The organism is Methylocella sp., from assembly GCA_037200525.1.
In the GTDB taxonomy this organism is placed as follows: Bacteria; Pseudomonadota; Alphaproteobacteria; order Rhizobiales; family Beijerinckiaceae; genus Methylocapsa.
The window spans coordinates 2,596,339-2,621,426 of record JBBCGG010000001.1; the positions used below are offsets into that span (position 1 = coordinate 2,596,339).

Genomic DNA, 25,088 nt, shown 5'->3' on the forward strand with positions numbered 1-25,088 from the left:
GAATATGCTTCGTCTTTCAGCCGACGTATTGCGGACCAAGAGCGGCCCAGCGGGCGCGATCGGCGCGCAACTCGGCAATCGATTTAGAAAATCCGAGGTCACGCCGGGTGAGCACGCCGCGCATGACGGCCATGTCGCAAGCCGGCGCCGGGATGCGCCTTGAAAGCGACTTGCGCGCGGCGGCGAGGCCAGTGGCGTGGGCGATGTCGATGGCGTCGAGGCGAATGGTCATGTGTCGGACGGCTCCTGTTTGGGTGCCCGGTCTTTGTAGAGGCGATAACCGAGCGGACCTTTCTCCGGGTGGACGCGGATGCCGAAACCGGCTCGCTCTGTTCCGGTGCGCCAGTTGCTGGACGCTTCATGGAAGGCGGCGCGGAAAACTTGGGATCGTCCGATTTCTCTCGCGGCGCGCTGGCTATATCCAACGCGCTCGGCGGCCTCTAACAATGTGAAGGGCGTGGCGCTTGGGTCGACCGGCGTTCCGACGGTCATCAGCTCGACCATGCGTCGCATCCGCGAATGCAATTTCACGATCGGACGGCGCTGGAATTTCCGGCCTTGTGGGCGGGCTGGCCGATCGTCGGGCATGAAAATCTGCCTCTACTTTTTGGGATATGCCTGCTCGCGGGCGCCTTGCTCCTGCGACGCAACGATTTTGGCGATACCAGCGGCCTTTGTGTTCTGGGCTTCAGCGACGGCCGCTGCGGCCTTGCTGGCGACACTCGGGGTCGGTTGCGCGGTCGGCTTGGTCGATTGGGGTCCGTATTTCATTCTGAGCTCCTGGGGTGTCTGAAATTAATGAAAAGCGGGAACCGGCGCGCCGAGTTCGCGCAGACAGCTCTCGACGGCGCCTGTGAGCCGGATACGCTCAGCTTCCGTGAACGATCCGCACATAATCAAAACGTCGTGGTCGGCGCGCGTAATATCCGCGTCGCCCGTCTCCAGAAACATTGCGCGCGTGGTGCTGGCCATTATGATGTCCAACGTCTTTGCGACGAATGCGGTGTCGTCAGCGTTGCGCGCGGCTTCGGTGTATCCTTGCCTCGGGTCAGCAAGCCTCTGGTCGAGCAACTTCCGCCGCTCCTCGCGCGCAGCTATGCCTTGCCACCTGTTCATCAGCAGACCGGCGGCGAGCTCCATCATAGTGGATTTGATGAAATCGAGCCGCGCGGCCTGCGTATAATCCCAGCTTTGGTGCGAGGTGTCTTCGGGCGCCATGGAGAACCTACTTTGGAATGAGGCCCGCGAGGCCGCCGATCGCCGCGCCCGCCCCGCCGAGGAACCCGCCAAGCAGCGCATTGTTCGCGCTTTGGGTGTAGAACGCCGCTGCGTCCCGATCTTGCTGCGACTGCGCATCGATGTTCTGCACCCTGGGCATTGGCGTTGCCTTGCTGCATCGCGCCAAAGACACCCAGAATGGAAGAGGTCAGCGACAGCGCCGATGCGGCTGGCTGCGCCAACCCTGAAAGCGACGGAGTGCTTAGACTGAAGAGACTTTGGGGGAGTGCCATATCCGTGACCCCATAGTGCGGTGAGCTCGCGCTAAAAAAATGTTAGCGCCAGTGTTCGCTATTCAGCGGAGCCTTCAACGCACCGTACTTTGCGACACCTCGCGGGCGGCGGCGGGCGCATGAAAAAGTCCGGCGTTTTGGCCAGGCCAGTGTCGACAATCCATTCCTCGCGTGCGTGCGCGTGCGAGGCTACGCCGATCGACAGAAACGGGGCTAGGCTGGCTTCATGATATCCGGCGCGGGAATTGTTCCGGCGTCACGGCTCAACGATTGAAGCGCTTGAGGGGACTGCGGACGCGGCTGACCCCTGCGTCGGGCTCCGCTGGCGTCTCCATGCCGTGATATTGGGGCGGGTTCGGCTCGATCGCTGGGACGGCCTCGGCTATGGCATCTTCAATATCGACCTGAACCGGGTTCGCCGCAGACTCGGCATGCTCCTTCGTCCCCTTCCGCTTCTTCTTCAGTCTCACACCTGGCCCCTCGCCGTTCTCCTCGACAAAGATCACACCACCAGCCTCGAGGGCGCCCTTGAGGGCATCGATCGTCCGCCCCTGCGCTGCAAGGTCGCCGGGGATCGTTTCCAGCCTTTTGATCGATGGTAGCGAAACCTTTGACGCCTCGGCCAGATCCTTTTGCTCCCATCGAAGCAATGCCCTCGCCGCTCGAATTTGCTCGCTAGTTGTCATCCCATCCCCGCGTGCATTTTAATACCTGAGGTATTGACAGTACCTTGAGCATCGATTAATGCTTCAGGTATCGCACAGAGCGATAGAAATTGCAAATTTGGAGCCACCACAATGCCGAACAGCACCGTCTCGGCGAACGATATCGCTTGGACAAAAATAGATGACGTGATCGCCGATTTGAGCCGCGTCGGCGCCCTGATCGATGGCGCGATGATCATCTGCGACCATACGATTAGCCGCGAGGCTGGCTGCGTCCATGCGATTCTCTCGGCATCTGCCTGCCAGATCTCAACCGCTCGCCAAGAACTCGACGCGGTCCTCGAGGCGGTCAGGCCGGCCTCGCTAGGGGAGGCATGAGCATGACGAAGAGAATCGTTCGGCCAGCCGATACCGACTTACCTGGCGTCGAAAGAATCGTCCAAGATCCTCGGAGCCTCAGAGAAAAAATCGACGATTGGCTTGCGGAGGCAGAAGGGATGGTTCCAGGACCTGGTTGCTCTGAAAGCTCGATCCGCCAGTACGTCGCCGACCTCATGTGGTTGAGAGGTAACCTCGCGCCGGCGAATGAAACCAGCGTAGCTCGCACGCCGCAGCGGCTCTACAACGACGGGAAAAATCCCGATTTGTTGCGTCAGTTGGATCGGCCTGGCGTCCTTTGGGGGAGGGCCTGATCATGCGTAAGTTGTCACTTTTAAAGACCGCCAAGCTCATAATCCTAGCCAGGTACTACGTCACCGTGCTCAGGACCTCTCGATGGCTCCGTGCCGGCCTGAGGGCGCCGTGCAGACTTTCACTGCGCCAGATCATCGGGATCCGATTTGGGTGGTGGTACATCCGTCAGATTAAGCGATTAGTGAGCAAGGTCGACCTCCGGCCGGCTGACCAGCTCCCGCTAGCGAGTCTGCCCGTGCGCATGGTTCGGCGGCGTCTGCTCGCGTTGCATATGCGCTTGCTCAACTTCGCGATGAAGTGGATGGATGTGACGTGAGCCGCGGTGTGTCAGGCAGGCGTCTTTCACCTGCCTGGCTTCCTGCGGACGTACCATAGTTCACCAGGGCGGCAGATTATCATCGAAATCGACCGGCCGCTGCCATGACTTGGTGCCGATTCCGCCAGCATGGTATCGTCGCAGCAAATGGTGGACGCCAAGTTGGCGCGATCTATCCTCTGCGCATGGTAATGGCGACGTCTGCGACTTCTGTGGCGCCGGTCGGTCTAATCGAGACCGATTGCCTGTCGCCATGGAAATGCACCTGTATCCCTGCGGAAAAACCGGCTCCGTCGACCCTGGCTTGAATTTCCGCGTTTGATGCGTGGCCTGTGATATTGCCCGTCACGTGTCGGGTCGCTTCTCCCCAAGTGCCGGAAATCGCGCCGCTGTTGAATATTACGTTGCTACTGATTTCTAATCTGTAGCTGTCGCTTGCGCAGCGGAGACTCTGGTTAAGAGCCCTTCCCATATCGTTGATCGCATACTCCGCTTTGCAATGGATGCGCTCGCTGACGCCGTTCGACATCGTGATGGTGCCGGCCCCGCTCCAATAGCCCGACAAACCGTCGAAAGGTCCGCTGGACGCATTCTGGGAAAGACCTGGCGTCGCCGCGACGCAAAGCGCGAAGGTAGCCGCGCTGGTGAAACCACTCTTCAGATGAATCGACATGAATTTTCCTCCGAAACGGGGTGACTGTTCTCCCGGCTAAACCGGTGCATTCGGAGATCGAAGGTGCAACAGCGATATTCCTTTATGATTACATCGCGAAGAAAACACGTTACGGTTGCATTGGTTCACCTGACACCGGCCGGCCGAACCTCGGCGTGCAAATTTGGGGGCTGATCGAAGAGGTGCGGAGCCGGCGGACGGCTTACCGTCCTCAATCGCCGACGGTTGACCGTGGCGAGTTAGGCTGCGCAAACTTGCGTCGCTGGCGGGCTACCGATCGCGTCGTGTCGACCACTTCCGTTAATTTCCGCGTTCTGCTTACCGAGCGCTTACCGTGGAACGAAAGGGAGAACGCCGACAGGTAGAATCTTGAGTGTAAGCCTTTGATATTCCTTGGCAGGAGAGGAGGGACTCGAACCCCCAACCCCCGGTTTTGGAGACCGGTGCTCTACCAATTGAGCTACACTCCTACGCAGAACTCCTCTTTAGCTTGAAGCGCCGCTTGAAATCAAGCTTACCGGCGCGGAAGGTGCTGTGGCGACAAATTGAGAGTGAGAAATTGAGAGCATCTCCGAGATGGACCGCCTAGACGCCCGAACGCGGGCTCGAACCGAACTAATCGCTGAGTTGAAGCCAATCGTCGGCGAAGCCCATGTCCTGACCGACCCCGCCGCGATGGCCGGCTTCCTGCGCGAGCCGCGCGATCTTTTCAGAGGCGAGGCGATTTGCATCGTCGAGCCCGGCTCGACGCAAGAGGTCGCGATGGTTGCGGCGCTTTGCAACAAGACCTTGACGCCGATCGTGCCTCAGGGCGGCAATACGGGCCTCGTCGGCGGTCAGACCCCGGACGCCAGCGGCGGCGCGATTGTGCTCTCGCTTCGCCGGATGCAAAAACTGCGCGAAATCGATCTTGCCTCAAATGCGATGACGGTGGAGGCCGGCATGATCTTGGCGCGGGCGCAGGACGAAGCCGAACGCGCAGGACGTCTATTCCCTCTCTCGCTCGCGGCTGAAGGCTCGTGCACCATCGGCGGCAATCTTGCGACCAATGCGGGCGGCGTCGGCGTGCTGGCCTATGGCAGCGCGCGCGATCTCGTGCTTGGCCTTGAGGTGGTGCTCGCCGATGGCCGCATTTTTTCCGATCTGTCGAAGCTCAAGAAAGACAACACCGGCTATGACCTGAAGCATTTATTCGTCGGCTCAGAGGGCACGCTCGGGATCATCAAGGCGGCGGTGCTAAGGCTCTTTCCAAAGCCCCGCGCGATCGAGACCGCCTTCATCGGCCTTGGCTCGCCGCAGGCCGCTCTCGCCATGCTCGATCTCGCCAGAGACAGAGTGGGCGGAGAAATCACGGCCTTCGAACTCATCCCGCGCATTGGACTTGATTTCGTCCTGACCCATGCTCCGCGTGCTCGCGACCCGCTGCCCAGCAAGAGCGCTTGGTATGTGCTGCTCGAACTCTGTTCGCAAAGCTCTGAGGGACTGGCGGAGCGTCTGCTCGCGCTGCTGGAGGCAGGGGCTCAAAAAAACATCATAGAAAATGCTGCGATCGCCGCCTCGCTGAACCAGCGCGCGGATTTCTGGCGGTTGGGCGAACTTCTATCCGACGTGCAGCGCCTCGAAGGCGGTTCGATCAAGCATGACGTCAGCGTTCCGATAGCTGATATCCCGGCCTTTCTCGAAGAGGTTGAACGCGCCGTAACCAAGGCAATGCCTGGGGTGCGGCTCATGCCTTTTGGCCACCTCGGCGACGGCAATATTCATTGCAATGTGTCGCAGCCCATCGGCGCCGACAAGACGGCGTTTCTCGCGCGCTGGGACGAGGTCAATGCGATTGTGCATGGCCTCGTCGCCGCGCATCGCGGCTCGATTTCCGCCGAGCATGGCATTGGACAATTAAAGCGCGATCTTCTGCCGCAAGTGAAGGATAAGGTCGCGATGGAGCTGATGCGCGCCTTGAAACAGACCCTCGATCCAAAGGGCATTCTCAACCCCGGCAAGGTGCTGTAATCATCTTAATCTATCGCGGCGGCGACGGCTCGATCGAGGGATATATGAAGCGTCATCGTTTTCTCGCAGTAATTATTCTACTTCTTCCCACAATCGCCAACGGGGCGAGCGTCATTAAGCCGATCGTCGGGTGCAGGGCCGAGCCGGACTCCAAGAAAGTCGCGGATTTCGTCGCCAAGAACGATAATGCGGGCCTCGACAAGTTCAGCGCGCCCAAACTTGCTTCCCGCGATTGCTTCTCCCTGCTGAAAGGCATGGCCGTTGACGTCGACAAAAAAGATGGTCAGCTTCTCTGCGTCCGCCCCACCGGCGGGTTCGATTGTTATTGGACGGTCGACGCGGCGATAAATCAAAATCCCGCAAGCGACTCGGAGACGCACGGATCTTCGCCGTCCGGGAAGCGCCATAGGGGCGCCGGGAACCAGCCGCCATCTTGATGTCGCCAATTCATTTCATCTTCGGCTTCTGTCAGGAGCCGCTGCGCTCTGCTTCGTCGCGAGGGAGGTCAATGTTGCGATTCATGCTCGTTGGATTGCCGCTGATGATTTCGAGCGCGGCTCTCGCCGAGAGGCTGCAGAAATGCCCGATCGACAGCTTGGATCAAACGGAGATCGCAACGGCGATCACTGCGGCTGCGAGCTGCGCGCAATCCTATGAAGTGATGAATGTCTGCCGCTCCAACGCGGGCGGCGACGTAGCGTTGTCGGAGATCGTGATTCAAAAGTGCGAGCAAGTGTTTCTCGCCAATCTTCAACCGTTGCCTTTGAAAGCCTATCAGGCGGCCCGCGATAGCTGCGCGCGCCGCTTCGCGCAAAAGGAGAGCGCGGCGAATGCGTCATTTCGCGCGACTTGCGAGGCCGGCGTCGCCGTCGTCTTCGCGCATCGCGCGGACCTTGAAGCGATGCGGCCGCGCCGCCCGCCCGGCGTTCCGCTGCGGCAGCGACTGAATTGAGCCGGAAGTTCAGTAATCAGTGAGGCTCGGCCGCTATCGCGCCAGCTCGCGCGCCAGGTTGGCGACTCCGGGATCGTTAGGCTCCAAGGCCAGAAGCTGATCGGCGTAACGTTTCGCCTCATCGAAGACGCCCGCGTCGCGCTGCAAGGTCGCCATCGCATAGAGGCTCTCGCGGTTGTAGCGATGGCGGTCGAGAACGTCGCGCAGCACGCGGATTGCATCATCGCTCTGACCGTTGCTTGATAGAGCGACCGCGTAGACATAGCCGTTGCGGGCGTCATTCGGATCAAGGTCGGCTGCGCGTTTCAGCTCCGCGAGAGCGTCCCCCTGGCGCCCGGCGCGCACCAACCAGAGTCCGAGCGCTTCGTGGAGGGCTGCGACGTCGGGCTGGCGCGCAAGCGCTGTTTGCAGCACAGGTCCGCCCAGGGCGTCGCGCCCGCTCCCGCGGAAGAGATCTGCGAGGTTCACCGCCGCCGGCGCAAAATTTGGATCGATCGTCAGCGCCTGTTTAAGCTCGGCTTCGGCATCCGGGACGCGACGGAGCGTCATGTAGAGAAGCCCGAGATTGTGATGAGCCTCGGGCCGGTCCGCGTTGCTCTGTTGCGACGCGACATATTCGGCGATCCCGCGTTCGCGTTTCAACCTCGCTTGTTCGCCAAGGTTCTGGGGGTCGACTGCGGCAAGCATGCGCGCGGCCTCGAGACGGACGTCGCGCACGGAATCGTCGAGCAAGGGGAGGAGATCAACAAGGCTCTCATGAGGCGCGTTCGCATAGGCCGCCGCCGCGCGGCGCACCAGCGGATCGGGGTCGCGCAAGGATGATCGAAGCTTGTCGAGGGAGCCTCCGCGCTGCATTCCATCGAGCCTTGCGAGCGCGCTCGCCCGCGCGATGCCGGGCTGCGTCTGATCGTTCGCCAAAGTCATCAGACGCTCCCGCGCGCCAGGTGCGCCTTCAGTCCCTGCCGCAAGAATCTCGGCGTAGCGCTGGAAGGGTTCATGCGGGACCGGAAACCAGCTCTTGATCTGGTCGGCCGCCCATTGCGCTGGTCTATCGGCGTGGCAATTCGCGCAGGCGTTGGGCGTTCCAAGCGTTGCGTTGAGATCTGGTCGCGGAATGCGCAGGCTGTGGTCGCGCCGTTGGTCGATGACCATATAGGTGCGCTCAGGCATGTGGCACGAGACGCATTCGGCTCCAGCCGATCCTGGCGCGTGGTGATGGTGGTTCGCTACGTCAAATGTCGCGGCGCCGTGGCACTGGAGGCAAACGCCGTTGCCGGCGACTCTAAGCTTCAAGCTATGCGGCTCATGGCAATCGCTGCAGGTGACGCCCGCGTGGAACATGCGGCTCTGCAGGAACGAGCCATATTCGTAGACTTCGTCATGGATCTGGCCATCGGGGAAGTAGAGCCTGTCGTCGAGCAGGGCCACGCGGTGAGAATCGCCGATCGGCGCGCCGGGCGCGGCGTCGCGCCAGATCGGCCCACGCCGCGAATGGCAGAAGGCGCAGGTCTCGATCTCGCTGGTGGTCACGCGCGGCTCGCTGCGCGCGCTGTTCCCGGTCGCAGGATCAAGCGTCCAAGTCACGTTGCGTCTTTCGCCGAGCTGGTTGGTCAACCCCTCGTTTTTGACGCTTTCCCAACCCGGCGCGCGCTTCGCCCAGACGACGTGCCGCGAGCCAGGGCCGTGACAGCTCTCGCAGGCGACGTTGATCTCGGAGAAAGTCGTGGCGTAGCTGTTCGTTTTCGGGTCGAAGTTTCGGCGCAGATTGGTCGTATGGCAATCCGCGCACATATAGTTCCAGTTCTGCTGCAGGCCGGTCCAGTGCAGCGGGTCGCCGGCATGGACGACGTCATGCGGATAGAGGTGGAACCAGCGCTGGCCGCCTTTCTCTTTCTCGCGCGCGTCCCATGCGATGGGCAGGGCCTGCAGCCGCCCGCCGCCGATGTCGACGAGATATTGCTGCAGCGGCATGACTCCGAATGTGAATTTCACCTCATAGTCCTGCAGCGACCCATCTGCTCCGTCTGTGCGGATCATGAAGGCGTCGCCGCGACGAAAGAAGCTGCTGGCCACCCCGCCATAGGCGACATGCGCATCATGAAAATCACCTTGGACCGTGGCGTCGGTCGCATGCTGCATCGCGAGCGCGTGATGCGAACTTTTCCAAGCCGCGGCCTGCGCCTGATGGCATTCGCCGCAGGATTCAGTCCCGGCATAGACCGCCGCCGGAGCAATCGCCGCGGAGGGGCCGGTTGCCGGATTAATTTCGGGGCTCATCTTTGGCAATGGCGATGGCCGGCTTGCGAGGAGATAGCCGCCAGCCAGAACTGCGGCTGCAAAGATTGCGAGGCCCGTGGCGAGCAGCCAGCGGATTCGAGGGGACGAAGAAGCCATCTCCTTCTTCGCTTCCAAGCCGACGCCGTTCGTCTGCGCCGGCGCGATCTTCGGTTGATTCGCCTTGCGAGAATTGCGCCTGCCGCCGCGTCTCGTCACGCTGCCTCCATCGAGATCTTCTTTTGCGTCAGCGTCGCGGATTGCATGCGTCCCGCGCGCCGCCTTTGCGGCGCTCCAACCATAACATATTTCTCGAGGCGAGCGAGCCGTGAGGGTTTCCGTCATCCTTCTGGTCGATAAGCTGACGCACCGGATCGGCGCGTTGGCGGCCGAGCCTCAGCCTGCATGGTAGCGCGACGCCCAACCAAGGGGGAGGGGCTGACAACGAGCCGTCATCCGCGCGCGCTGATTTTGTGCGTTGGTTGCTCCGCGCTCAGCAAGAGGTCATTATAACGGCCAACCACAGTAGCTCGATGGCCTACGCCGTGAGCCGGCGCCCCCTTCCATTCAGAGGCCTCATGAAGCTCTATTCCGAAGACAGTTCGCCATTCTCCGCCCCGGTGCGGGTTGCGATATATGCGAAAGGGTTGGCCATCGAGATCGAACCGCCGCCCGGTGGTTTGCTGTCGGCTAAGTTTCACGCGATCAATTCGGTCGGCACAATTCCTTGCCTTATTCTCGAAGATGGGACGCCGTTGCCGGAATCGGCTGCGATCATGGAATATCTCGAGGATAAGTTTCCCGCGCGCCCACTACGGCCGCCGACGCCGGAAGCCAAGGCCCGAGTGCGCCTGCTGCAACGCATCGGCGAGCTCCATATCACGACGCCGCTGGTCGAACTTTTCCGGCAGGGGGATCCGGCAAGCCGCGATCCGAGCGCGGCCGTGTGGCTGACGCGCCTCGTACGAGGATTATCATCGCTGCAAACCTACGTCGGCGACGAGCCCTTTGCGACAGGTTCGGAGCTGACATTGGCGGACTGCGCGCTGGCGCCGGCCCTATTCATGCTCCCGAAAGTCGCCGCCGCCTATGGTAAACCGGCGCTGCTCGAGGCATATCCGCCGATCGGCCGCTATGTCGCCAGCAGCGGCCGGCACCCGGCGATCCACCGAGTCATAAGCGAAATGGCGCCGACCTGGAAGCTCCAGGACTTGCCGTGACGGATTTTCTTGGCGTCAGGCGGCTTTGTCCGGACGTCGCCGCGTTCGCTCTGCCGCGGATCTGTTCGCGTTTATAGCCTGATCTGGAGAGGCTCGAAGCGAACAGAAAATGGCGACATCTCAGCATGTCCACTGACTTTGAGGCTAGGGGCGACCGAGAAAAGTCCTGACGTCGCGCTCCGCTATCACCTGCGTCAATTTGGATGCTGTTCGCGCCAATGCCGAACCACGGCCAGCGTGTTCTCGATATGCTTGTCCGGCGAGGGATCGGAATAAACGTAGATGACCTTGCCCTCGGGCGCGATGACATAAGATATCCGATTGGCGAGAGCGTCCGCTGCGGCGGTCGCGCCGTTCATCTGGGCGTCATAGGAGCGAATGACTGACGAGGTCGGATCGGCGGCCACCGGAAACTTGTCTCTGCACCCCTCGGTCGAGAATTTGCGCTGCGTCTCGATTGTATCTTTTGACATGCCGATCAAAGTCGCTCCCGCTTGCGCGAAGCTGTCGGCCGCTTCAGCGAATTCATGCGCCTCGATCGTGCAGCCCTGCGTGAACGACTTTGGATAGAAGTAAAGCACCACGGGGCCGTGCTTCAGAGCGTTGGACAGGCTAAAGGTGAAGTCCTTGCCGCCAACTGCCGCCTCGGTGGTGAAGTCGGGAGCGGCGTCGCCCGGTTTCAGCGCCGCTGAGGCGGATGTCGCAAAAAGGCTTCCCAGAATGACCGCTGACGCCGCAATGCGCTTCATATGCCTTCCCCTTTAGATCTCGCGCCCTTTAGATCCCGCGCGCGCAATATGGCCAGCCTCTTTGCGCTGACTCGCGGATGAGCCATACTAGGCAGTAGTGACGAATTACCTGAGCATGATAGCAATAGCGGCGAGCAATACGAAGCCTCGGTAGTTTGCGAGGAGCTTGTCGTATCGGGTTGCGACGCGCCGGAACTGCTTCAGTTTATTGAAGAAACGCTCGACGAGATTGCGCTCCTTGTAGAGCGCCTTGTCGTAGGGGAGCGGCGCGCGGCGATTGGATTTTGATGGGATCACCGGCTCAGCCTCACGCATAAGAACAGCCTTGCGCAAGTGATTGGCGTCATAACCTTTATCGGCGATGATCGCATCGGCCGCAAAGCCTTCGATCAGGGCGTGCGCTTTTGTGATGTCGTTGCGCTGCCCAGGTCCGAGAAGGAGCCGAACGGGGTTGCCGAGTGCGTCTGTCGCGGCGTGGATTTTGGTGCTCAAACCACCGCGAGAGCGGCCCAGGCCTTGGGCATCCGCCCCCCTTTGGCGATCCTTGCGCCGGCCGCGTGCTGATGGGCGCGCACGATTGTTGAGTCGATCATCAGCCATTCGAGATCGGCCTCGGCGGTGAATGCCTCAAGAAATCCGTCCAAGGCGCCGCGCTCGATCCAGCGATAGTAGCGGCGTTTCACCGCCTGATGGTCGCCGAAGCGTTCGGGCAGATCGCGCCAGCGGCCGCCCGAGCGGGCCATCCATAACAGCGCGTCGACGAAGCGTCGATTGTCGCAGCGCGGCCCGCGCTGGCCGGCTCTTCCGCCTGGCACAAGATCACAAAGCCGCTCCCATTGATCGTCTCGCAGCGCATCGACATCCCGAATCATCAAGGCTGATCTCCAAAAATCAGCCTTGAATCATGGAAAGATCCTCGCGAGAATCCCCCAAACGCCGAATTCGTCACCACGGCCTAGCGCTTTATTGATTTGCCGAGGCTTCAATTTCGACGTGATCGAAAAGCGCTCCGGGCGTTTTGATCAGGTCTATGTCGGCGAGGCCAAAACCTTGCGGAGATACCGCAACAAGATGGAAGGTTTTAGGGTCGCCGATAAATTTCGCAAGAGCCGCCCCGAGCGCGCGCGCCGAGGGACTGTCGCCCAGCAAGGCCGGCAAGACGAGGGTAGCGCCCGCCACATCGGCTTGACGCGTTTCATCAACGGATTTTTTCCGAGTCTTCGCTTGAGCGGCCAGCGCTTTGTCGACGATCCCCGCATTAATGATTTGCAGATCCAGTTTTTTAACAAGCAGCTTGCGAGCCGCCTCAAGCGCCGCTTCCTCATCGCTCGATCCAAGATCGCGTGTGACATTAGCGATCAGCCCGGCGAGTTTAAGCGTCCCCATATCGGCGCCTTCGAGCGAGAAAGTCTTGATTTCGAGTTCCCCGGAAGCCGCGGTCCAGGCCAGTTGAAGCCGGCTCGACAAATCAAGCTGTTTATAGCCCATGTCAGCCAGGGTCGTGAACGGTCCGGCCTCGTCGATGGGAGCAGCGAAATGATCAAGCGTCAGATCGACGCCGACCAGCGCGCCGTCATTCTCCTTTTTCCCTTTCGCCTCCAAACGATCGATCTTGAAGGCGGCCGCGGGGGTGATGAGGCTAGATTCCGTCCCATCCGTTTGGGCATCGGTTAAATTGACGTCCAGCTTGGTCAACAGGATTTGCTCGAAGTCGGGCAGAAGATCCTTGTCAATCAGGCTCGGCATAGGAGTGGCGCTGTTCGACGAGTTTTCAGAGCCGGTCAAATTTTTCAAATCGACGCCGCGAAGCGTCAAGCCTTCCAGATTGAATTTTCCCGCGGCGCCAACGAAACCGAGGTTTTGCAATTCCATCGAATTGATCCCGGCGCCGTCGAGCTGCGATATTAAGATGCGCGCCAATGTAAAGCTGGCGCGATCCCCATTGGCGACAAGGGCGAGCCTTATGTCGTTTGCCGCCACGTCGTCGATCTCGAATGCATCCAGAACTTCGCCCAAAAAGGCATTCGGCTTCTCGGCTTCGGAAGAGTTTGGATCGACCTCCGCCCACCGCTTGCGCGGAGGACGGCCCTTGACGCCGGCGGCCGTCATGGATTTGACGTCGAGTTCGAACTGCGCTTTTGCGTTCGCCAAATGAAAGCCATCGATGCTCACCGCAGCATACAGCGGCAGCTTCGGAGCCTCGGCTTGATCCCGCGTTTCCGTTAGAATCCTCGCGGCGAGGACAAGATCGACCGCCTTCGCATGGATCTCGCCATAGGCTCCTTCGGCTTCGCCCCGTTGCGGATCGGAGATCGAAAAGCTCGCGCCAGACGCGCTCGCCGCAGCCGCCTTGCCTTGCGCAAGTCCATTGAGCGCAATGTCTCGATAGACGATCCTCTGCGTCGTCGCGCCGAATTTCGTTTCGGCGATCATTTCCGGAATGATGACCGACGCTGCGGATATTTTGACCAGCCTCTCGGCGATCGGCAGCGGATTGTTTGGATCGAGAATTTGCGCCAAATCGGAGGAGGACAAAGACGAGCCCGAAACGTCGATCCGCTTGATCTTGTAGGTAGAGGCGCCGCTTGTGATCATAACGTCCTCGGCGCTCGCCGAATCGGTCTTAGCCGACGCCGCCGCGATGGGCGAAAGAAGGGGCTCCGCCGCGGCCAGGTTGAGGGCGCCGATGCGAATGAACAGATCCGAAGTTTGCAAGCTGAGGCCGATGATGTGCGCCTCGCGCCGCCAGGGATCGGCGATCACGCGCTCGAATTTCAATCCCGCCTCGCTCGCGACCGATTCAACCGCCCGCTGCGCGACATATCGGTTTACGGCTTCGAGCGATAACGCAGCGAGAGCGAGGACAGCAGCGCCAGCGACCAAAACCCTGAACTTCATGCGGACCTCGCGAACTCTGAAAACAACCTCGCCCAAGCTACAGCTCGCGCCCGGGCCACAGTCTCCGGCTGGTCTTACCGACAACAACAGGGGCAATGCGATGCCGGCCGCATTGCCCCATTTGAAAACCACGCGCCGCCATCGGAATTCTTAAATGGCGAAGCTCGAACCGCAACCGCACGAGGACTTCGCCGCCGGGTTGACGATTTTGAACATCCGGCCCATCAGGTCGTCGATGAAATCGATCTGGCAGCCGCGCAAGAACTCCAACGAGATTTTATCGATCAGCACGGTTGCGCCCTCGCGCTCCAAGACGAGATCGGCGTCGGCGCGTTCACTTTCGATATTATAGGTATAGGTAAAGCCCGAACAGCCGCCGCCATCGACGCCAATGCGCAAGAAAGACCCTTCGGGCTCGCTCTCCAAAATCTCAGCCACGCGCCGCGCAGCCTTCAGGGTCAGCTCTGGGGCTTCGATCACGATTTCGTTCATGAATAATCCTCGATAAGCCGTCGAACCGTTTCGGCGAAAACCGCGCCGTGAACACCGCCCTTGCGTTGCCCACAAAAACAGAACATAGGTCGCACGGTCGGCGACCGCAATAAGTCAAGCTGCGGAATTGAACCTTCATGCAAGCCTTAGCTTTTTCCCCGGCGCGGGCGCGCTATGCCGCCGACGCGGGGCGAACTCGCGGCCGTCTCATAACCGAACCGGCGTCGCCCTCGCGCTCGGAATTCCAGCGCGATCGCGACCGCATCATTCATTCCACCGCCTTCCGCAGGCTGGCGCACAAGACGCAGGTCTTCATTCCGCATGAAGGCGACCATTATCGCACGCGGTTGACCCATTCCCTGGAGGTCGGACAGATCGCGCGCTCGCTGGCGCGCGCCCTCGGCCTTGACGATGATCTCGCCGAAGCGCTCGCCCTCGCCCATGATCTTGGTCACACCCCTTTCGGGCACGCCGGCGAGGATGCTCTCGATTTGGCGACCCGCCCTTATGGCGGATTCGATCACAATGCCCAGACCTTGCGGATCGTCACCAAGCTTGAGCACCGCTACGCTGGTTTTGACGGTCTCAACCTGACCTTTGAAACCCTCGAAGGTCTCGTCAAACACAATGGGCCGCTTCTGCGTCCAGATGGCGCGCCCGTCGCGCGCTACGCCAAACGCGGGCTTCCCGCCGCGCTTGTCGAATATAACGCCATTTTGGACCTAGACCTTGGCCATTTCGCCAGCGCCGAAGCCCAGGCCGCCGCCCTCGCGGACGACATCGCCTACAACGCGCACGACATCGACGACGGCTTGCGCGCGGGACTGATCGATTTGTCTCAAATCGCCGAAGTCGATTTCCTCCGCGACCTTGGCCGGGAGATCGAAAACCGGCACCCGCTTCTCGACCCGGCGCGGACCATCCACGAGCTTGTGCGCCGTCTCATTACCTATTTCATCGAAGACGCGATCGAGGAAAGCCGGAGGCGGATCGAGGCGACCGGGGTTGTGAGCATTGAGGATGTGCGCGCTTTGGGCGAGCCCTTGATCAGTTTCTCTCCCGACGCCAGCAAAGTCGAGCGGTCGATCAAGGATTTTCTGTTTCAGAATATGTACCGCCATCCGCGCCTGATTCGCATTCGTGACCAAGCGGCCGAGATAATTTACAATCTTTTTCCGCAATTTCTTGAAGCGCCGGAACTGATGCCGGGGGAATGGGCCGCGGCAGCGGTCAGGATCGGCGCCGACGAGGGGCGCCGCGCCCGTCTCGTCTGCGACTATATCGCCGGGATGACCGACCGCTACGCCATCGCCGAACATTGGAGGCTTTTTGACGCGGCTCCAGATTTGCGCTAGGGCGCAGGTCGCTGATGCGAAGCGAACGCGATCAACGAAAGCTGGCGGTTCGATTGGAGTTGCGCCTTCGAGAACAGCGATAAACCGCTTTCGCCGAGATGAGCGGCAATTTCCAGACAGTCTTTAACGTCGTAAAACCTCGGCAGAATGGCTGTAAGCCGAAGGCCGGGCCGGAGTAAAATTAACCGACATGAATTTATACGCCGAGTTTCACGAGCGCATAGCGGCGATCTTGCAAAAGATCATCGCGAGCGGCCGTTTGCCAGCAGATCTCGATCTTGAGCGTTTTGTCGTCGAGCCGCCGCGCGATGCCTCGCACGGCGACATGGCCGCTAATGCGGCCATGGTCTACGCCAAAGAGGCTAAGGCGAGCTTTTCCAATCCGCGCCAGCTTGCGGTCGAGATCGCCGTCGCTCTCGCAGAGGATCCCGACGTCGCCGAGGCCGAGGTGGCGGGGCCGGGCTTCATCAATATTCGGCTGAAACCGGAAGTCTATGGGTCGATTTTGCGCGCGGCGCTGGAGCAGGGCCCGGAGTTCGGCCGCCCGGCGGTTGGCGGGCGCGCCGAAAAGATCAATGTCGAATATGTCTCCGCGAATCCAACCGGGCCGATGCATGTCGGGCATGGCCGCGGCGCTGTATTCGGCGATGCGCTCGCCAATCTGCTGAAGTTCGCCCGCAATGAAGTGACGCGCGAATATTACATTAACGATGCTGGAGCGCAGGTCGATGTTTTGGCCCGCTCCGCCTATTTGCGCTATCTGGAGGCGCAGGGAGAGACGATCGGCGAAATTCCCGAGGGGCTTTATCCGGGCGACTATCTGAAAAGCGTCGGCGCCGCGCTGTCGCAGCGTCTTGGCGATAGGCTGCGCGGCCGGCCGGAGGCCGAATGGCTCGAAGAGGTTCGCACTGTCGCGATCGACGCCATGATGGCGATGATCCGGGAAGATCTCGCCGCGCTCAACATAGAGCATGAGGTGTTCTTTTCCGAGCGCTCGCTCACTCGCGGCGAGCGAGGGGATCAAGTCGCCGCCGCGATCGCCGAATTGCGCCGCCGCGGGCTCGTCTATGAAGGGCGCCTGACGCCGCCAAAAGGACAACCGATCGAGGATTGGGAGGACCGCGAACAGACTTTGTTCAGATCGACCGATTTCGGCGATGACGTCGACCGGCCTTTGCTGAAATCGGACGGGTCCTACACTTATTTCGCTTCGGACATCGCTTATCATAAGGCGAAGATCGATGGCGGCTATGCTCTACTGATCGATGTCTGGGGCGCCGATCATGGCGGTTATGTCAAGCGGATGCGCGCCGCCGTCGAGGCACTGTCGCAAGGTCAAACCAGCCTTGACGTCAAGCTTTGCCAACTCGTCAAATTGATGCGTCATGGCGAGCCGGTGAAAATGTCCAAACGGTCAGGGGATTTTGTCACCCTGCGCGAAGTCGTCGATGAGGTCGGCGTCGACGCGGTTCGCTTCATGATGCTGTTTCGCAAGAATGACGCGCCTTTGGAGTTTGATCTCGCAAAGGTTATCGAACAGTCGAAGGATAATCCTGTATTCTATGTCCAATATGCTCACGCGCGGGCAAAATCTGCGCTGCGCCAAGGGCTTGCGACGATTCCTGGACTTGATCTGTCAACCAGTGCGTTGGCGGCGGCCGAGTTTAGTCTGCTGCAGGATCAAGGCGAACTTGAGCTGATGAAGCTCGTCGCGCAATTTCCCCGCGTCATCGAGGCTGCTGCGCTGGCGCATGAGCCGCATCGGGTGGCGTTTTACCTGCATGATCTGGCTTCAAGTTTGCATTCACATTGGACGCGGGGCAAAGATCAGCCACAATTACGATTTCTTAATGAAGAAATGCCAAATCTAACCATTGCAAGGCTGGCACTGGTAAGGGTATTGGCGAACCTTCTCTCGTCCGGCCTTGGTATTCTCGGGGTAGGCGCTCCCGACGAGATGCGATAGACCGCATCATTTCTTCGTCGAAGGCATCGAAGCGCGGTCTAAGCGGCGCAAAAGTCGCAAGCCCACTAAAGAAAACATAATCGCCACTAGAGACAAGTCCGCAAGGGGCAGGCCCCGGCGCGGGCTCCACATCCGCAAGACGTCGCCGGCTTTGGAAGCTGCGCGTCGATGCGGCAGGAGGTTTAAAGAGCATGCCTGATCCTGTTGCGAAGCGGCGCCCTATGATTGATCTTGAGCAATTCGAGAGGCGTTTGCGCCAGCCGAACGCCGCGAATCGCACCGACGAGGATCCGTTGGTGGAGCTTGCTCGTCTCGTAGGCAGACATGATGATCCATATAAGGCTGTCTTCGAACCTCAGCCTCAGCACGAACCACAAAATCATCATGCCCAAGATCATCATGCCGTTGAGGCATGGGATGAGGTTGAGGCAAACGATCTGAGCGCGCAAGACCGTCTCATCAACGGCGATTTCGCCGCGATAGAGGCCGGACTGCTTGGCGCGCGGCAACAGCAAGGCTTGCCTTCGGATGAAGATCTGAGCGCGTTCCGAGGCGATGATTCGGATCATTGGCGCTACGGCGATGACGCAGGGCTGCCGCCGACAGGCGCCGGCCCTGATGACGAGACCAGATCGCGCCGCCCGCTCTATTTGATGGCGGCGATCATCATTGTTGGAATTATCGGCATAGGCGCCAGTTTCGCCCTGAAAGGAGGGGCATCCGGCTCCCACGAGATCGCTACCATCAAGGCCGCCAGCGGACCGGCCAAGATTCAGCCGGAAACGACCGCCAGCGCGGATGTTCCCAATCAGGACGCCTCAATTCTGAACCGGTCGCCTCAACCCCAGCCTGTCGCTGTCGCCGATAATGCCGAGCAGCCCGTCGATCTGTCGCAGATGCCGGAAAAGGCGCCGCGCGTCATCGCTTTGGGCGGGTTGAAGCCTGGCGCGGCAGGCGTTTCGGCGTCGCCCACGTCGGCGCAGACGCAGCCGCAGGGGCAGTCCGACGGCCTCAGCATCGCCAGCCTTATCGAACCGAAGAAAGTTAAGACAATCTCGGTTCGCCCGGATGGAACATTGCTGCCGAATGACAGAGCGCCCCAGACGGTAGCGTCAATTGCGCCTCAGCTCCCTGCCCATGCGGCTGCAGCGGCCCCCATCGCCAAGGCCGCAACGCCCAAGTCGACGGCCCGCGTCGCGACGACGCCAAAGCCGGTTGTCGCCGCAGCGCCCGACGCCGCGGCGCAAAGCGCTCCCGCAAAGCCAACGCAAGTCGCCGAGGCCGCGCCGGTTGCACCGACCCAAGGCGGCGGCGGAGCTTTCTCCGTGCAGCTCGCGGCTCCCGACTCCGAACAAGAAGCGCGCGAGATTCAGCTTAAGCTGATGAAGAAATACGGCGGCGAAATCGCGGGCTTCCACCCGGCGATTCGCAAAGCGATGAACGGCGACAAGACAGTTTATCGCGTCCGTTCCGTCGGTCTTTCCAAAGAAGAAGCCACCGCCCTTTGCCAAAAAGTTCAGAGCAGCGGCGGCAATTGCTTCGTCGCGAAGAACTGAATCTGCCAATGCCGAGCGAAAAACGCGGGATTTGATGAAACGGCGTGAGGCGGGATGTCGTCTCGCCGAGGTTTAGACGGGTAACTGTGGATACGAAGGGCCGCCTCGACCGGCTGGTTGCGATCTTGGCCTGATCGCGTCAAGGTTGGGGAGTGAGTCGGAGAGGTCTGTGGGAGCTCTTTTTGGAATTTGATTTCGAGCAAAAACCAGTCAAGGACGAGGACGATGCCTCCTTCGTCGTTGATGTCGAGGGCTTTGAAGGGCCGCTCGATCTGCTGCTCGATCTGGCCCGCAGGCAAAAGGTTGATCTGCAAAAGATTTCCGTCCTGGCGCTAGCGGAGCAATATCTCGAATTCATCGAAGCCGCGCGCAGCCTCCGTCTCGAGCTTGCGGCGGATTATCTCGTGATGGCTGCATGGCTCGCTTATTTGAAATCGCGACTTCTCCTCCCTCATGCGGCCAAGGGCGAGGAACCGGCGGCGGAAGAACTGGCTGAAGCGCTGCAGCTTCGCCTGCGACGTCTTGAGGCGATCCGCGCCGCCGCAGAGGCGCTTGTCAACCGGCCGCGTCTCGGACGCGATACATTTTCGCGCGGGCAGCCGGAGCACATCGATCCCGATGGCGCGCCGCAATGGCAGGCGAGCCTCTATGATCTGCTCTCGGCCTATGCGCATCGACGTCAGAAACATGCGCTCACTCACGTTACGCTTAAGCATCGCTTTGTCTGGTCGCTCGCTCAAGCGCGCGGCGAACTCGAGAAACTGGCCGGGCGGGCGCTCGACTGGACCACGCTCGATTCTTTCCTGATCGCTTTTTGCTCGACGCCGGAGATGCGCCGCTCGGTGCGGGCCTCCTCTCTCTCCGCTTCGCTTGAAATGGCGCGCGAGGGAGAAATCCTGATCCGCCAGGACAAGGCTTTCGCGCCGCTCTGGATCAAAGCAAAGACACCCGCTCAGGAAGCGGTCGGTCCGCAGGTGGTCACATTATGAAACGGGAAGCAGGGTTTGCCTTGGGCGACATCGCCAGACTTTTTCCCGATCCTGCGGGCGACCCGCCCTTGCCGGAGGAGGAGAAGGTCAGCCCGGCGATGGCCGAGGCCATGCGCATCGCCGAGGCGCTTCTTTTTGCGGCGCCGGGACCGCTGGCTGAACCCGAGATTGAGAAACGATTGCCGCGCGGCGTCACGGCGCGAGAGGTTTTGGAGGTTCTGAGGACGAGTTACAGTTCGCGCGGCGTCAACTTGGTGCGGGTCGGCGGCAAATGGATGTTTCGGACCGCGACTGACCTCGCCTGGTTGCTCGCCGGCGGTGAGCGCGAGCAGAGACGGTTATCGCGCGCAGCGCTCGAAACCCTCGCGATCGTCGCCTATCATCAACCGGTCACTCGCGCCGAGATCGAGGATATTCGCGGAGTTGCAATCTCCAAAGGGACGTTGGACGTTCTGATTGAAACCGGCTGGGTTCGCCTGCGCGGACGCAGACGCGCGCCGGGCCGTCCGATTACCTATGGCACCACGACGGATTTTCTCATTCAGTTTGGTCTTGAGGCGATCACGGATCTGCCCGGACTCGAAGAACTGAAAGGCGCTGGCCTTTTCGATGGCCGCATTCCGCCCAGTTTCGCCGTCCCGCGTCCGTCCGACTCGGAGGAGCTTAGCGCCGACGAAGATCCGCTGGAAAATGATGCGGTCGCGGAGTTTGAGTCTGACCTTGCGGAGGCGGAAGCGGATGGTCCGCCGGATGAAGAGCCGGTTGGCGATTAAAGCCGTCGCCCACCCAACAGGCCTCTTAGAACAGCGCAGATGCTTTGATCAAAATTTGCGCGCGAGCGGTCAAAGAAAATCCGGCTTGATCGTGAGTTTGCGCTCCATCCAGCCGGGCGTCGGCAGATTTTTCGAGCGCAAAAACTCTGGATTGAAAAGTTTCGATTGATAGCGCGCGCCGGAGTCGCAAAGGAGCGTTACGATTGTCTTGCCAGGGCCTAGTTGCTTCGCCAAGCGGATCGCGCCAGCGATGTTGACGCCCGACGAACCGCCAAGAAGCAGTCCTTCCTCCTCCGCTAGGTCGAAAACAATCGGCAACGCTTCTTCGTCGCTGATTTGATAGGCAAAGTCGACCGGCGCGTCCTCGAGATTGGCGGTGATGCGACCTTGGCCAATGCCTTCGGTGATCGAGGAGCCGAATGATTTCAGTTCGCCGGTTGTGTAATATGAATAAAGAGCGGCGCCCAAAGGATCGGCGACTGCGATTTTGATATTGGGATTCTTGGCTTTCAGCGCGATGGCGACGCCGGCAAGAGTTCCGCCAGTGCCGACGGAGCAGGCGAATCCGTCGATCTTGCCCTCGGTTTGCGTCCAGATTTCCGGGCCAGTCGTGTCGATATGGCCCTGACGATTGGCGAGATTGTCGAACTGATTGGCCCAGATTGCGCCGGCGGGGTTTTCTTTGGCGAGACGTTCGGCAAGGCGACCGGAAACCTTCACGTAATTGTTCGGGTCGGAATAGGCGACGGCCGGAACTTCGATCAATTCGGCGCCTTGCAGCCTGAGCAGATCCTTCTTTTCCTGGCTCTGCGTTTCCGGAATGACAATCACCGTTTTATAGCCAAGCGCATTGGCGACGAGCGCAAGACCTATCCCCGTGTTGCCGGCGGTGCCTTCGACGATCAGTCCGCCGGGCTGCAGGGTTCCTCGCTTGATCGCATCCTGGATGATGGCGAGGGCCGCGCGATCCTTCACGGATCCGCCCGGATTCATAAACTCCGCCTTGCCAAGAATAGTGCAGCCTGTGGCTTCCGACGCGCGCCGCAGTTTGATGAGAGGCGTATTGCCGATCGCCTCAATCACATTTGTCGAAAAGCCCATTTATCAAAACCCCGCGTCAAACGCTAAACCTATAGAGCGACTGGAAGTTTGATGTCGAGCTTTTAAAGCGCGGTCTCCGAAAGTTGTGTCCTTTCCGGAGAGAACAGATGCGATCGAAAACGATAGTGGTCTGCGTCTCTTGGCGAGCGGTGCGAGGGACCTGCCGGCGAGTCCGACAGGACGTTTGTAAGATGACGCGAAGAGAAACTGGATTCAGCGAGGCTCTTTATAAAGCACGCGGGAGACTAAACCTCCGATCACGCCGCCGGCGATCGGGGCCAGCCAGAACAGCCAAAGCTGCGAGATATATTCGCCGCCGGCGAACAACGCCGGGCCGGTGCTGCGCGCCGGATTGACCGATGTGTTGGTGACGGGAATGGAAACGAGATGGATGAGCGTCAACGCTGGGCCAATGGCCAGGCCCGCAAAACCGGCCGGCGCAAGCGGCGAAGTCGCGCCATGAATGATAAGCACGAAGAAGAAAGTCATCACAACCTCCATCACGAGGCAGGACAGAAGATTGTAGTGACCAGGACTCAATTCGCCGTAGCCGTTGGAGGCGAAGCCGCCGAGCGTGAAGCCGGGATGCCCGCTTGCGATGATATAAAGCACCGCCGCCGCTGCGATCGCGCCGACCACCTGCGCGATGATGTAAGGCAATACATAGTTTGAGGTGATCCGCTCTCCAGCCCACAGGCCAATCGTCACGGCGGGATTAAAATGGCCGCCGGAAATGGGTCCGACGGCATAGACCATCGTCAACACCGTGAGGCCAAACGCCAGCGCAACGCCGGCAAAAGCAATTCCAAGCTGTGGAAAAGCGGCGGCGAGAACGGCGCTGCCGCAGCCGCCAAAGGTAAGCCAGAAGGTGCCGAGAAACTCGGCGCTCACGCGTTGAACCAGTGAATTGCTCATCGATCGTGTCCCCCAAAAATATTTTTTATGCGGGATCGACCAGGCTGGCATCTGACTCCGACGCCCTAGCCGACTGCGCCCAATAGGCTATACCTCATTATTACTGTAAAATCCAAGGTTAAGGCGGGGTTTTGATCGAAGCCTCGTTAACATTTCCATCGGCAACCGGCTCTCGAAGGCTTCGCTAAAGAAGTATTTTGCTAAAGAAAATACAGGGCTGCCGCTCAACCGAGCGGCAGCCGAAGAATGCGGCATGTATCGCCGGCCGCGGCGGGCGGGGCGTAGGGCGGTCGAATGACCAAGCACTGCGCCTCGGCCAGCTGCCGCAAAAGCGATGAGTCCTGAATCGAGAAAGGCGTCGCGATAGGCAGACCTTCGGCGCTCGGCTCGAGCCTTGCGCGTAAATAATCCTGCCGCCCGTCATTGGCGCGAATCGCTTCGCCAAGGCTCGCCGGTTCGCTTTGGTCGCTCTGCGCATTGGGGTCGCCCGACAGAGCCCGCACCAACGGCGCGAGGAAAAGCGCGCCGACGACGACCGCAGAGACCGGATTGCCCGGTAGACCAAGGATCGCCATCCGTCCGAGCCTGCCGTGGATCAACGGCTTTCCCGGACGCATCGCGACGCGCCAGAAATTCAGCTCCATGCCAGCTTTTGCAAGGGCCAATTTGACGAGATCATGATCGCCGACCGACGCGCCGCCAAGCGTCACGAGAATGTCGGGGCCGGCCTCAATCGCCGCCTTGATGGCGGCGTCGAGCGCGGAAAGATCATCGCGCGCAATGCCAAAATCGAGAGGCTCGCCGCCCGCGGCTTCGACGAGCGCGGCGATCGCGAAGGAGTTGGAGGCGACGATCTGATCAGGGCCAAGAGCGCCTCCTGGCTGGACGAGTTCATCGCCGGTCGCAAGGATGGCGACGCGAGGGCGTCGCGCAACCGGCGCCTCATTGAGATTCATCGCCGCGACCAGCGCCATTGCGGCGGGACCGAGCCGAGCGCCGGCGCGGAGCAAAACCTCGCCTTCGCTGAAGTCGATGCCCTTGCCGCGTATGTGTCGGCCTTTTGCGACGCCCTGCAACGGCTCGATCATTCCGGCGTCGGCGCGCGCGTCATCCTGAATGAGACGGGCGTCTTCCTGAATGAGAATGGCGTCGGCGCCCTCCGGCACGGGCCCGCCGGTAAAGATCCGCACGGTCTCCAAAGCGCCAATGCGCCCCGAAAAGCCGCGGCCCGCCGCGCTCTCGCCAATTTGTTTCAGCCGGACAGGCAGGCTGGCGAGATCTGCGGCGCGGACCGCGTAACCATCCATCGCGGATATGGCTTGCGGCGGCTGGGTCCGCTTTGAGACCAAATCTCTCGCCAGGGTTCGCCCCAGCGCATGGGCCAAGCCGACCATTTCGACAGGAGAGGCGGCGGCGGCGTTGGCGAGAACGCGGGCGCGCGCTTCCCCGACTGACAGCATCTGCTCGGCTTTCATGCCGGCAGGGCCTCTTGGCGCGTCCAGTCGCCGGATTTGCCGCCCTTCTTTTCGACAAGAGCGATTCCCTCGATCCGCATGGAGCGATCCACCGCCTTCAACATATCGTAGAGCGTCAGGCAAGCGACCGAGACGGCGGTCAAAGCTTCCATTTCAACGCCGGTCTGCCCCAAAACCTTGGCGCGGGCGCGAACTCGAATGCCGGGCAGCGCAGCGTCGGGTTCGAGGTCGACTCCGACTTTGGTCAGCAGCAGCGGATGACAGAGCGGGATCAGCTCATGCGTCTTCTTGGCCGCCATGATCCCGGCAACCCGCGCCACTCCAAAGACATCGCCTTTCTTGGCGTTGCCGGACAACGCGAGCTCAAGCGTTTCCGGAAGCATGATGATCCGGCCTTCCGCGATCGCGATGCGCTCCGTCGCAGCCTTGGCGGATACATCGACCATATCGGCTTCCCCGGCGGCGGACAGATGGCTGAGGCGATGACCCTTTAGCTCCGGCATGG

Annotated in this window: 26 protein-coding genes, 1 tRNA gene and 1 pseudogene; 11 read left to right on the forward strand and 17 right to left on the reverse strand. The window is 60.6% G+C overall.

Annotated features, from left to right (window positions below):
• Window positions 1-16: 16 nt before the first annotated feature.
• The 6 genes from WDN46_12755 to WDN46_12780 form a co-directional block, all read right to left on the reverse strand.
• The gene (locus WDN46_12755) at window positions 17-232 is read right to left on the reverse strand and encodes a hypothetical protein (protein MEJ0094264.1); all 216 of its coding nucleotides are present in this window, start codon (window positions 230-232) and stop codon (window positions 17-19) included.
• Complete coding sequence (locus tag WDN46_12760) at window positions 229-504, reverse strand: hypothetical protein (protein MEJ0094265.1); 276 nt, start codon at window positions 502-504, stop codon at window positions 229-231. Before WDN46_12760 ends, WDN46_12755 begins: the two co-directional genes overlap by 4 nt.
• Window positions 505-600: 96 nt before the next feature.
• The gene (locus tag WDN46_12765; protein ID MEJ0094266.1) at window positions 601-771 is read right to left on the reverse strand and encodes a hypothetical protein; all 171 of its coding nucleotides are present in this window, start codon (window positions 769-771) and stop codon (window positions 601-603) included.
• A gap of 24 nt (window positions 772-795) precedes the next feature.
• On the reverse strand, window positions 796-1,218 hold the full coding sequence (locus WDN46_12770) for a hypothetical protein (protein ID MEJ0094267.1): 423 nt from the start codon (window positions 1,216-1,218) through the stop codon (window positions 796-798).
• Window positions 1,219-1,225: 7 nt separating this feature from the next.
• Complete coding sequence (locus WDN46_12775; protein MEJ0094268.1) at window positions 1,226-1,378, reverse strand: hypothetical protein; 153 nt, start codon at window positions 1,376-1,378, stop codon at window positions 1,226-1,228.
• Between the two features lie 396 nt (window positions 1,379-1,774).
• On the reverse strand, window positions 1,775-2,197 hold the full coding sequence (locus WDN46_12780; protein MEJ0094269.1) for a hypothetical protein: 423 nt from the start codon (window positions 2,195-2,197) through the stop codon (window positions 1,775-1,777).
• 111 nt (window positions 2,198-2,308) lie between these two features.
• On the opposite strand from WDN46_12780, the gene WDN46_12785 reads away from it, so the two are divergent.
• Together WDN46_12785 and WDN46_12790 are read left to right on the forward strand one after the other, a co-directional pair.
• Window positions 2,309-2,554, forward strand: coding sequence for a hypothetical protein (locus WDN46_12785; GenBank protein MEJ0094270.1), 246 nt, complete (start codon window positions 2,309-2,311; stop codon window positions 2,552-2,554).
• 2 nt (window positions 2,555-2,556) lie between these two features.
• Window positions 2,557-2,868 carry a hypothetical protein gene (locus tag WDN46_12790; GenBank protein ID MEJ0094271.1) on the forward strand — a complete coding sequence of 104 codons (312 nt, stop codon included), beginning with the start codon at window positions 2,557-2,559 and terminating at the stop codon, window positions 2,866-2,868.
• A gap of 489 nt (window positions 2,869-3,357) precedes the next feature.
• Here the strand turns inward: WDN46_12790 and WDN46_12795 are convergent, their stop codons facing one another.
• Window positions 3,358-3,858 carry a hypothetical protein gene (locus WDN46_12795; protein MEJ0094272.1) on the reverse strand — a complete coding sequence of 167 codons (501 nt, stop codon included), beginning with the start codon at window positions 3,856-3,858 and terminating at the stop codon, window positions 3,358-3,360.
• 394 nt (window positions 3,859-4,252) lie between these two features.
• Window positions 4,253-4,328, reverse strand: a tRNA-Trp gene (locus WDN46_12800).
• 106 nt (window positions 4,329-4,434) lie between these two features.
• Between WDN46_12800 and WDN46_12805 the strand changes: the two genes are divergently transcribed.
• From WDN46_12805 to WDN46_12815, 3 genes are all read left to right on the forward strand, one after another.
• A complete protein-coding gene (locus WDN46_12805) occupies window positions 4,435-5,868 on the forward strand; it encodes an FAD-binding oxidoreductase (GenBank protein MEJ0094273.1) in 1,434 nt (477 codons plus the stop codon).
• 44 nt (window positions 5,869-5,912) lie between these two features.
• Window positions 5,913-6,305 carry a hypothetical protein gene (locus tag WDN46_12810; GenBank protein MEJ0094274.1) on the forward strand — a complete coding sequence of 131 codons (393 nt, stop codon included), beginning with the start codon at window positions 5,913-5,915 and terminating at the stop codon, window positions 6,303-6,305.
• 71 nt (window positions 6,306-6,376) lie between these two features.
• Window positions 6,377-6,820 (forward strand): hypothetical protein, encoded by a 444-nt coding sequence (locus tag WDN46_12815; GenBank protein ID MEJ0094275.1) that lies wholly within the window; start codon window positions 6,377-6,379, stop codon window positions 6,818-6,820.
• Window positions 6,821-6,853: 33 nt separating this feature from the next.
• On the opposite strand, the gene WDN46_12820 is transcribed toward WDN46_12815, so the two are convergent.
• Window positions 6,854-9,313, reverse strand: a complete 2,460-nt coding sequence (locus tag WDN46_12820) for a tetratricopeptide repeat protein (GenBank protein MEJ0094276.1) — start codon at window positions 9,311-9,313, stop codon at window positions 6,854-6,856.
• Between the two features lie 359 nt (window positions 9,314-9,672).
• On the opposite strand from WDN46_12820, the gene WDN46_12825 reads away from it, so the two are divergent.
• On the forward strand, window positions 9,673-10,314 hold the full coding sequence (locus WDN46_12825) for a glutathione S-transferase family protein (GenBank protein MEJ0094277.1): 642 nt from the start codon (window positions 9,673-9,675) through the stop codon (window positions 10,312-10,314).
• Between the two features lie 194 nt (window positions 10,315-10,508).
• On the opposite strand, the gene WDN46_12830 is transcribed toward WDN46_12825, so the two are convergent.
• The 4 genes and pseudogenes from WDN46_12830 to WDN46_12845 all read right to left on the reverse strand — a co-directional run bounded on the left by WDN46_12830 (window position 10,509) and on the right by WDN46_12845 (window position 14,453).
• Entirely contained in the window at window positions 10,509-11,063 is a 555-nt protein-coding gene (locus WDN46_12830; protein ID MEJ0094278.1) for a peroxiredoxin, read from the reverse strand.
• 105 nt (window positions 11,064-11,168) lie between these two features.
• A pseudogene (locus WDN46_12835) lies at window positions 11,169-11,935 on the reverse strand (IS5 family transposase).
• Between the two features lie 91 nt (window positions 11,936-12,026).
• On the reverse strand, window positions 12,027-13,961 hold the full coding sequence (locus tag WDN46_12840) for a hypothetical protein (protein ID MEJ0094279.1): 1,935 nt from the start codon (window positions 13,959-13,961) through the stop codon (window positions 12,027-12,029).
• Between the two features lie 150 nt (window positions 13,962-14,111).
• A complete protein-coding gene (locus WDN46_12845) occupies window positions 14,112-14,453 on the reverse strand; it encodes an iron-sulfur cluster assembly accessory protein (GenBank protein ID MEJ0094280.1) in 342 nt (113 codons plus the stop codon).
• 137 nt (window positions 14,454-14,590) lie between these two features.
• Here WDN46_12845 and WDN46_12850 point away from each other — a divergent pair, with 137 nt between their 5' ends.
• The 5 genes from WDN46_12850 to scpB all read left to right on the forward strand — a co-directional run bounded on the left by WDN46_12850 (window position 14,591) and on the right by scpB (window position 21,092).
• The gene (locus tag WDN46_12850; GenBank protein ID MEJ0094281.1) at window positions 14,591-15,808 is read left to right on the forward strand and encodes a deoxyguanosinetriphosphate triphosphohydrolase; all 1,218 of its coding nucleotides are present in this window, start codon (window positions 14,591-14,593) and stop codon (window positions 15,806-15,808) included.
• Between the two features lie 190 nt (window positions 15,809-15,998).
• A complete protein-coding gene (gene argS / locus WDN46_12855; GenBank protein ID MEJ0094282.1) occupies window positions 15,999-17,774 on the forward strand; it encodes an arginine--tRNA ligase in 1,776 nt (591 codons plus the stop codon).
• Window positions 17,775-17,995: 221 nt separating this feature from the next.
• The gene (locus tag WDN46_12860; protein ID MEJ0094283.1) at window positions 17,996-19,330 is read left to right on the forward strand and encodes an SPOR domain-containing protein; all 1,335 of its coding nucleotides are present in this window, start codon (window positions 17,996-17,998) and stop codon (window positions 19,328-19,330) included.
• Window positions 19,331-19,512: 182 nt separating this feature from the next.
• Window positions 19,513-20,319 carry a ScpA family protein gene (locus WDN46_12865; protein MEJ0094284.1) on the forward strand — a complete coding sequence of 269 codons (807 nt, stop codon included), beginning with the start codon at window positions 19,513-19,515 and terminating at the stop codon, window positions 20,317-20,319.
• A gap of 98 nt (window positions 20,320-20,417) precedes the next feature.
• On the forward strand, window positions 20,418-21,092 hold the full coding sequence (gene scpB, locus WDN46_12870; protein ID MEJ0094285.1) for an SMC-Scp complex subunit ScpB: 675 nt from the start codon (window positions 20,418-20,420) through the stop codon (window positions 21,090-21,092).
• Between the two features lie 69 nt (window positions 21,093-21,161).
• Here the strand turns inward: scpB and WDN46_12875 are convergent, their stop codons facing one another.
• From WDN46_12875 to moaC, 4 genes are all read right to left on the reverse strand, one after another.
• Entirely contained in the window at window positions 21,162-22,193 is a 1,032-nt protein-coding gene (locus WDN46_12875) for a cysteine synthase A (GenBank protein MEJ0094286.1), read from the reverse strand.
• 213 nt (window positions 22,194-22,406) lie between these two features.
• Window positions 22,407-23,108 carry an aquaporin Z gene (gene aqpZ / locus WDN46_12880; protein MEJ0094287.1) on the reverse strand — a complete coding sequence of 234 codons (702 nt, stop codon included), beginning with the start codon at window positions 23,106-23,108 and terminating at the stop codon, window positions 22,407-22,409.
• A gap of 224 nt (window positions 23,109-23,332) precedes the next feature.
• Entirely contained in the window at window positions 23,333-24,583 is a 1,251-nt protein-coding gene (gene glp, locus WDN46_12885) for a gephyrin-like molybdotransferase Glp (GenBank protein MEJ0094288.1), read from the reverse strand.
• A complete protein-coding gene (gene moaC, locus WDN46_12890) occupies window positions 24,580-25,086 on the reverse strand; it encodes a cyclic pyranopterin monophosphate synthase MoaC (protein ID MEJ0094289.1) in 507 nt (168 codons plus the stop codon). Before moaC ends, glp begins: the two co-directional genes overlap by 4 nt.
• Window positions 25,087-25,088 lie beyond the last annotated feature (2 nt).

Excerpts from the sequence above, each read along its gene's own strand:
- WDN46_12775 (MEJ0094268.1), bottom strand. The coding sequence starts at position 1,378 with ATGCCCAGGGTGCAGAACATCGATGCGCAGTCGCAGCAAGATCGGGAC.
- WDN46_12770 (MEJ0094267.1), bottom strand. The coding sequence starts at position 1,218 with ATGGCGCCCGAAGACACCTCGCACCAAAGCTGGGATTATACGCAGGCC.
- WDN46_12785 (MEJ0094270.1), top strand. The coding sequence starts at position 2,309 with ATGCCGAACAGCACCGTCTCGGCGAACGATATCGCTTGGACAAAAATA.
- WDN46_12755 (MEJ0094264.1), bottom strand. The coding sequence starts at position 232 with ATGACCATTCGCCTCGACGCCATCGACATCGCCCACGCCACTGGCCTC.
- WDN46_12815 (MEJ0094275.1), top strand. The coding sequence starts at position 6,377 with ATGTTGCGATTCATGCTCGTTGGATTGCCGCTGATGATTTCGAGCGCG.
- WDN46_12825 (MEJ0094277.1), top strand. The coding sequence starts at position 9,673 with ATGAAGCTCTATTCCGAAGACAGTTCGCCATTCTCCGCCCCGGTGCGG.
- WDN46_12850 (MEJ0094281.1), top strand. The coding sequence starts at position 14,591 with ATGCAAGCCTTAGCTTTTTCCCCGGCGCGGGCGCGCTATGCCGCCGAC.
- WDN46_12780 (MEJ0094269.1), bottom strand. The coding sequence starts at position 2,197 with ATGACAACTAGCGAGCAAATTCGAGCGGCGAGGGCATTGCTTCGATGG.
- WDN46_12810 (MEJ0094274.1), top strand. The coding sequence starts at position 5,913 with ATGAAGCGTCATCGTTTTCTCGCAGTAATTATTCTACTTCTTCCCACA.
- WDN46_12860 (MEJ0094283.1), top strand. The coding sequence starts at position 17,996 with ATGATTGATCTTGAGCAATTCGAGAGGCGTTTGCGCCAGCCGAACGCC.
- WDN46_12790 (MEJ0094271.1), top strand. The coding sequence starts at position 2,557 with ATGACGAAGAGAATCGTTCGGCCAGCCGATACCGACTTACCTGGCGTC.
- scpB (MEJ0094285.1), top strand. The coding sequence starts at position 20,418 with ATGGCCGAGGCCATGCGCATCGCCGAGGCGCTTCTTTTTGCGGCGCCG.
- aqpZ (MEJ0094287.1), bottom strand. The coding sequence starts at position 23,108 with ATGAGCAATTCACTGGTTCAACGCGTGAGCGCCGAGTTTCTCGGCACC.
- WDN46_12760 (MEJ0094265.1), bottom strand. The coding sequence starts at position 504 with ATGGTCGAGCTGATGACCGTCGGAACGCCGGTCGACCCAAGCGCCACG.
- WDN46_12805 (MEJ0094273.1), top strand. The coding sequence starts at position 4,435 with ATGGACCGCCTAGACGCCCGAACGCGGGCTCGAACCGAACTAATCGCT.
- WDN46_12875 (MEJ0094286.1), bottom strand. The coding sequence starts at position 22,193 with ATGGGCTTTTCGACAAATGTGATTGAGGCGATCGGCAATACGCCTCTC.
- argS (MEJ0094282.1), top strand. The coding sequence starts at position 15,999 with ATGAATTTATACGCCGAGTTTCACGAGCGCATAGCGGCGATCTTGCAA.
- WDN46_12830 (MEJ0094278.1), bottom strand. The coding sequence starts at position 11,063 with ATGAAGCGCATTGCGGCGTCAGCGGTCATTCTGGGAAGCCTTTTTGCG.
- moaC (MEJ0094289.1), bottom strand. The coding sequence starts at position 25,086 with ATGCCGGAGCTAAAGGGTCATCGCCTCAGCCATCTGTCCGCCGCCGGG.
- glp (MEJ0094288.1), bottom strand. The coding sequence starts at position 24,583 with ATGAAAGCCGAGCAGATGCTGTCAGTCGGGGAAGCGCGCGCCCGCGTT.
- WDN46_12765 (MEJ0094266.1), bottom strand. The coding sequence starts at position 771 with ATGAAATACGGACCCCAATCGACCAAGCCGACCGCGCAACCGACCCCG.
- WDN46_12845 (MEJ0094280.1), bottom strand. The coding sequence starts at position 14,453 with ATGAACGAAATCGTGATCGAAGCCCCAGAGCTGACCCTGAAGGCTGCG.
- WDN46_12795 (MEJ0094272.1), bottom strand. The coding sequence starts at position 3,858 with ATGTCGATTCATCTGAAGAGTGGTTTCACCAGCGCGGCTACCTTCGCG.
- WDN46_12840 (MEJ0094279.1), bottom strand. The coding sequence starts at position 13,961 with ATGAAGTTCAGGGTTTTGGTCGCTGGCGCTGCTGTCCTCGCTCTCGCT.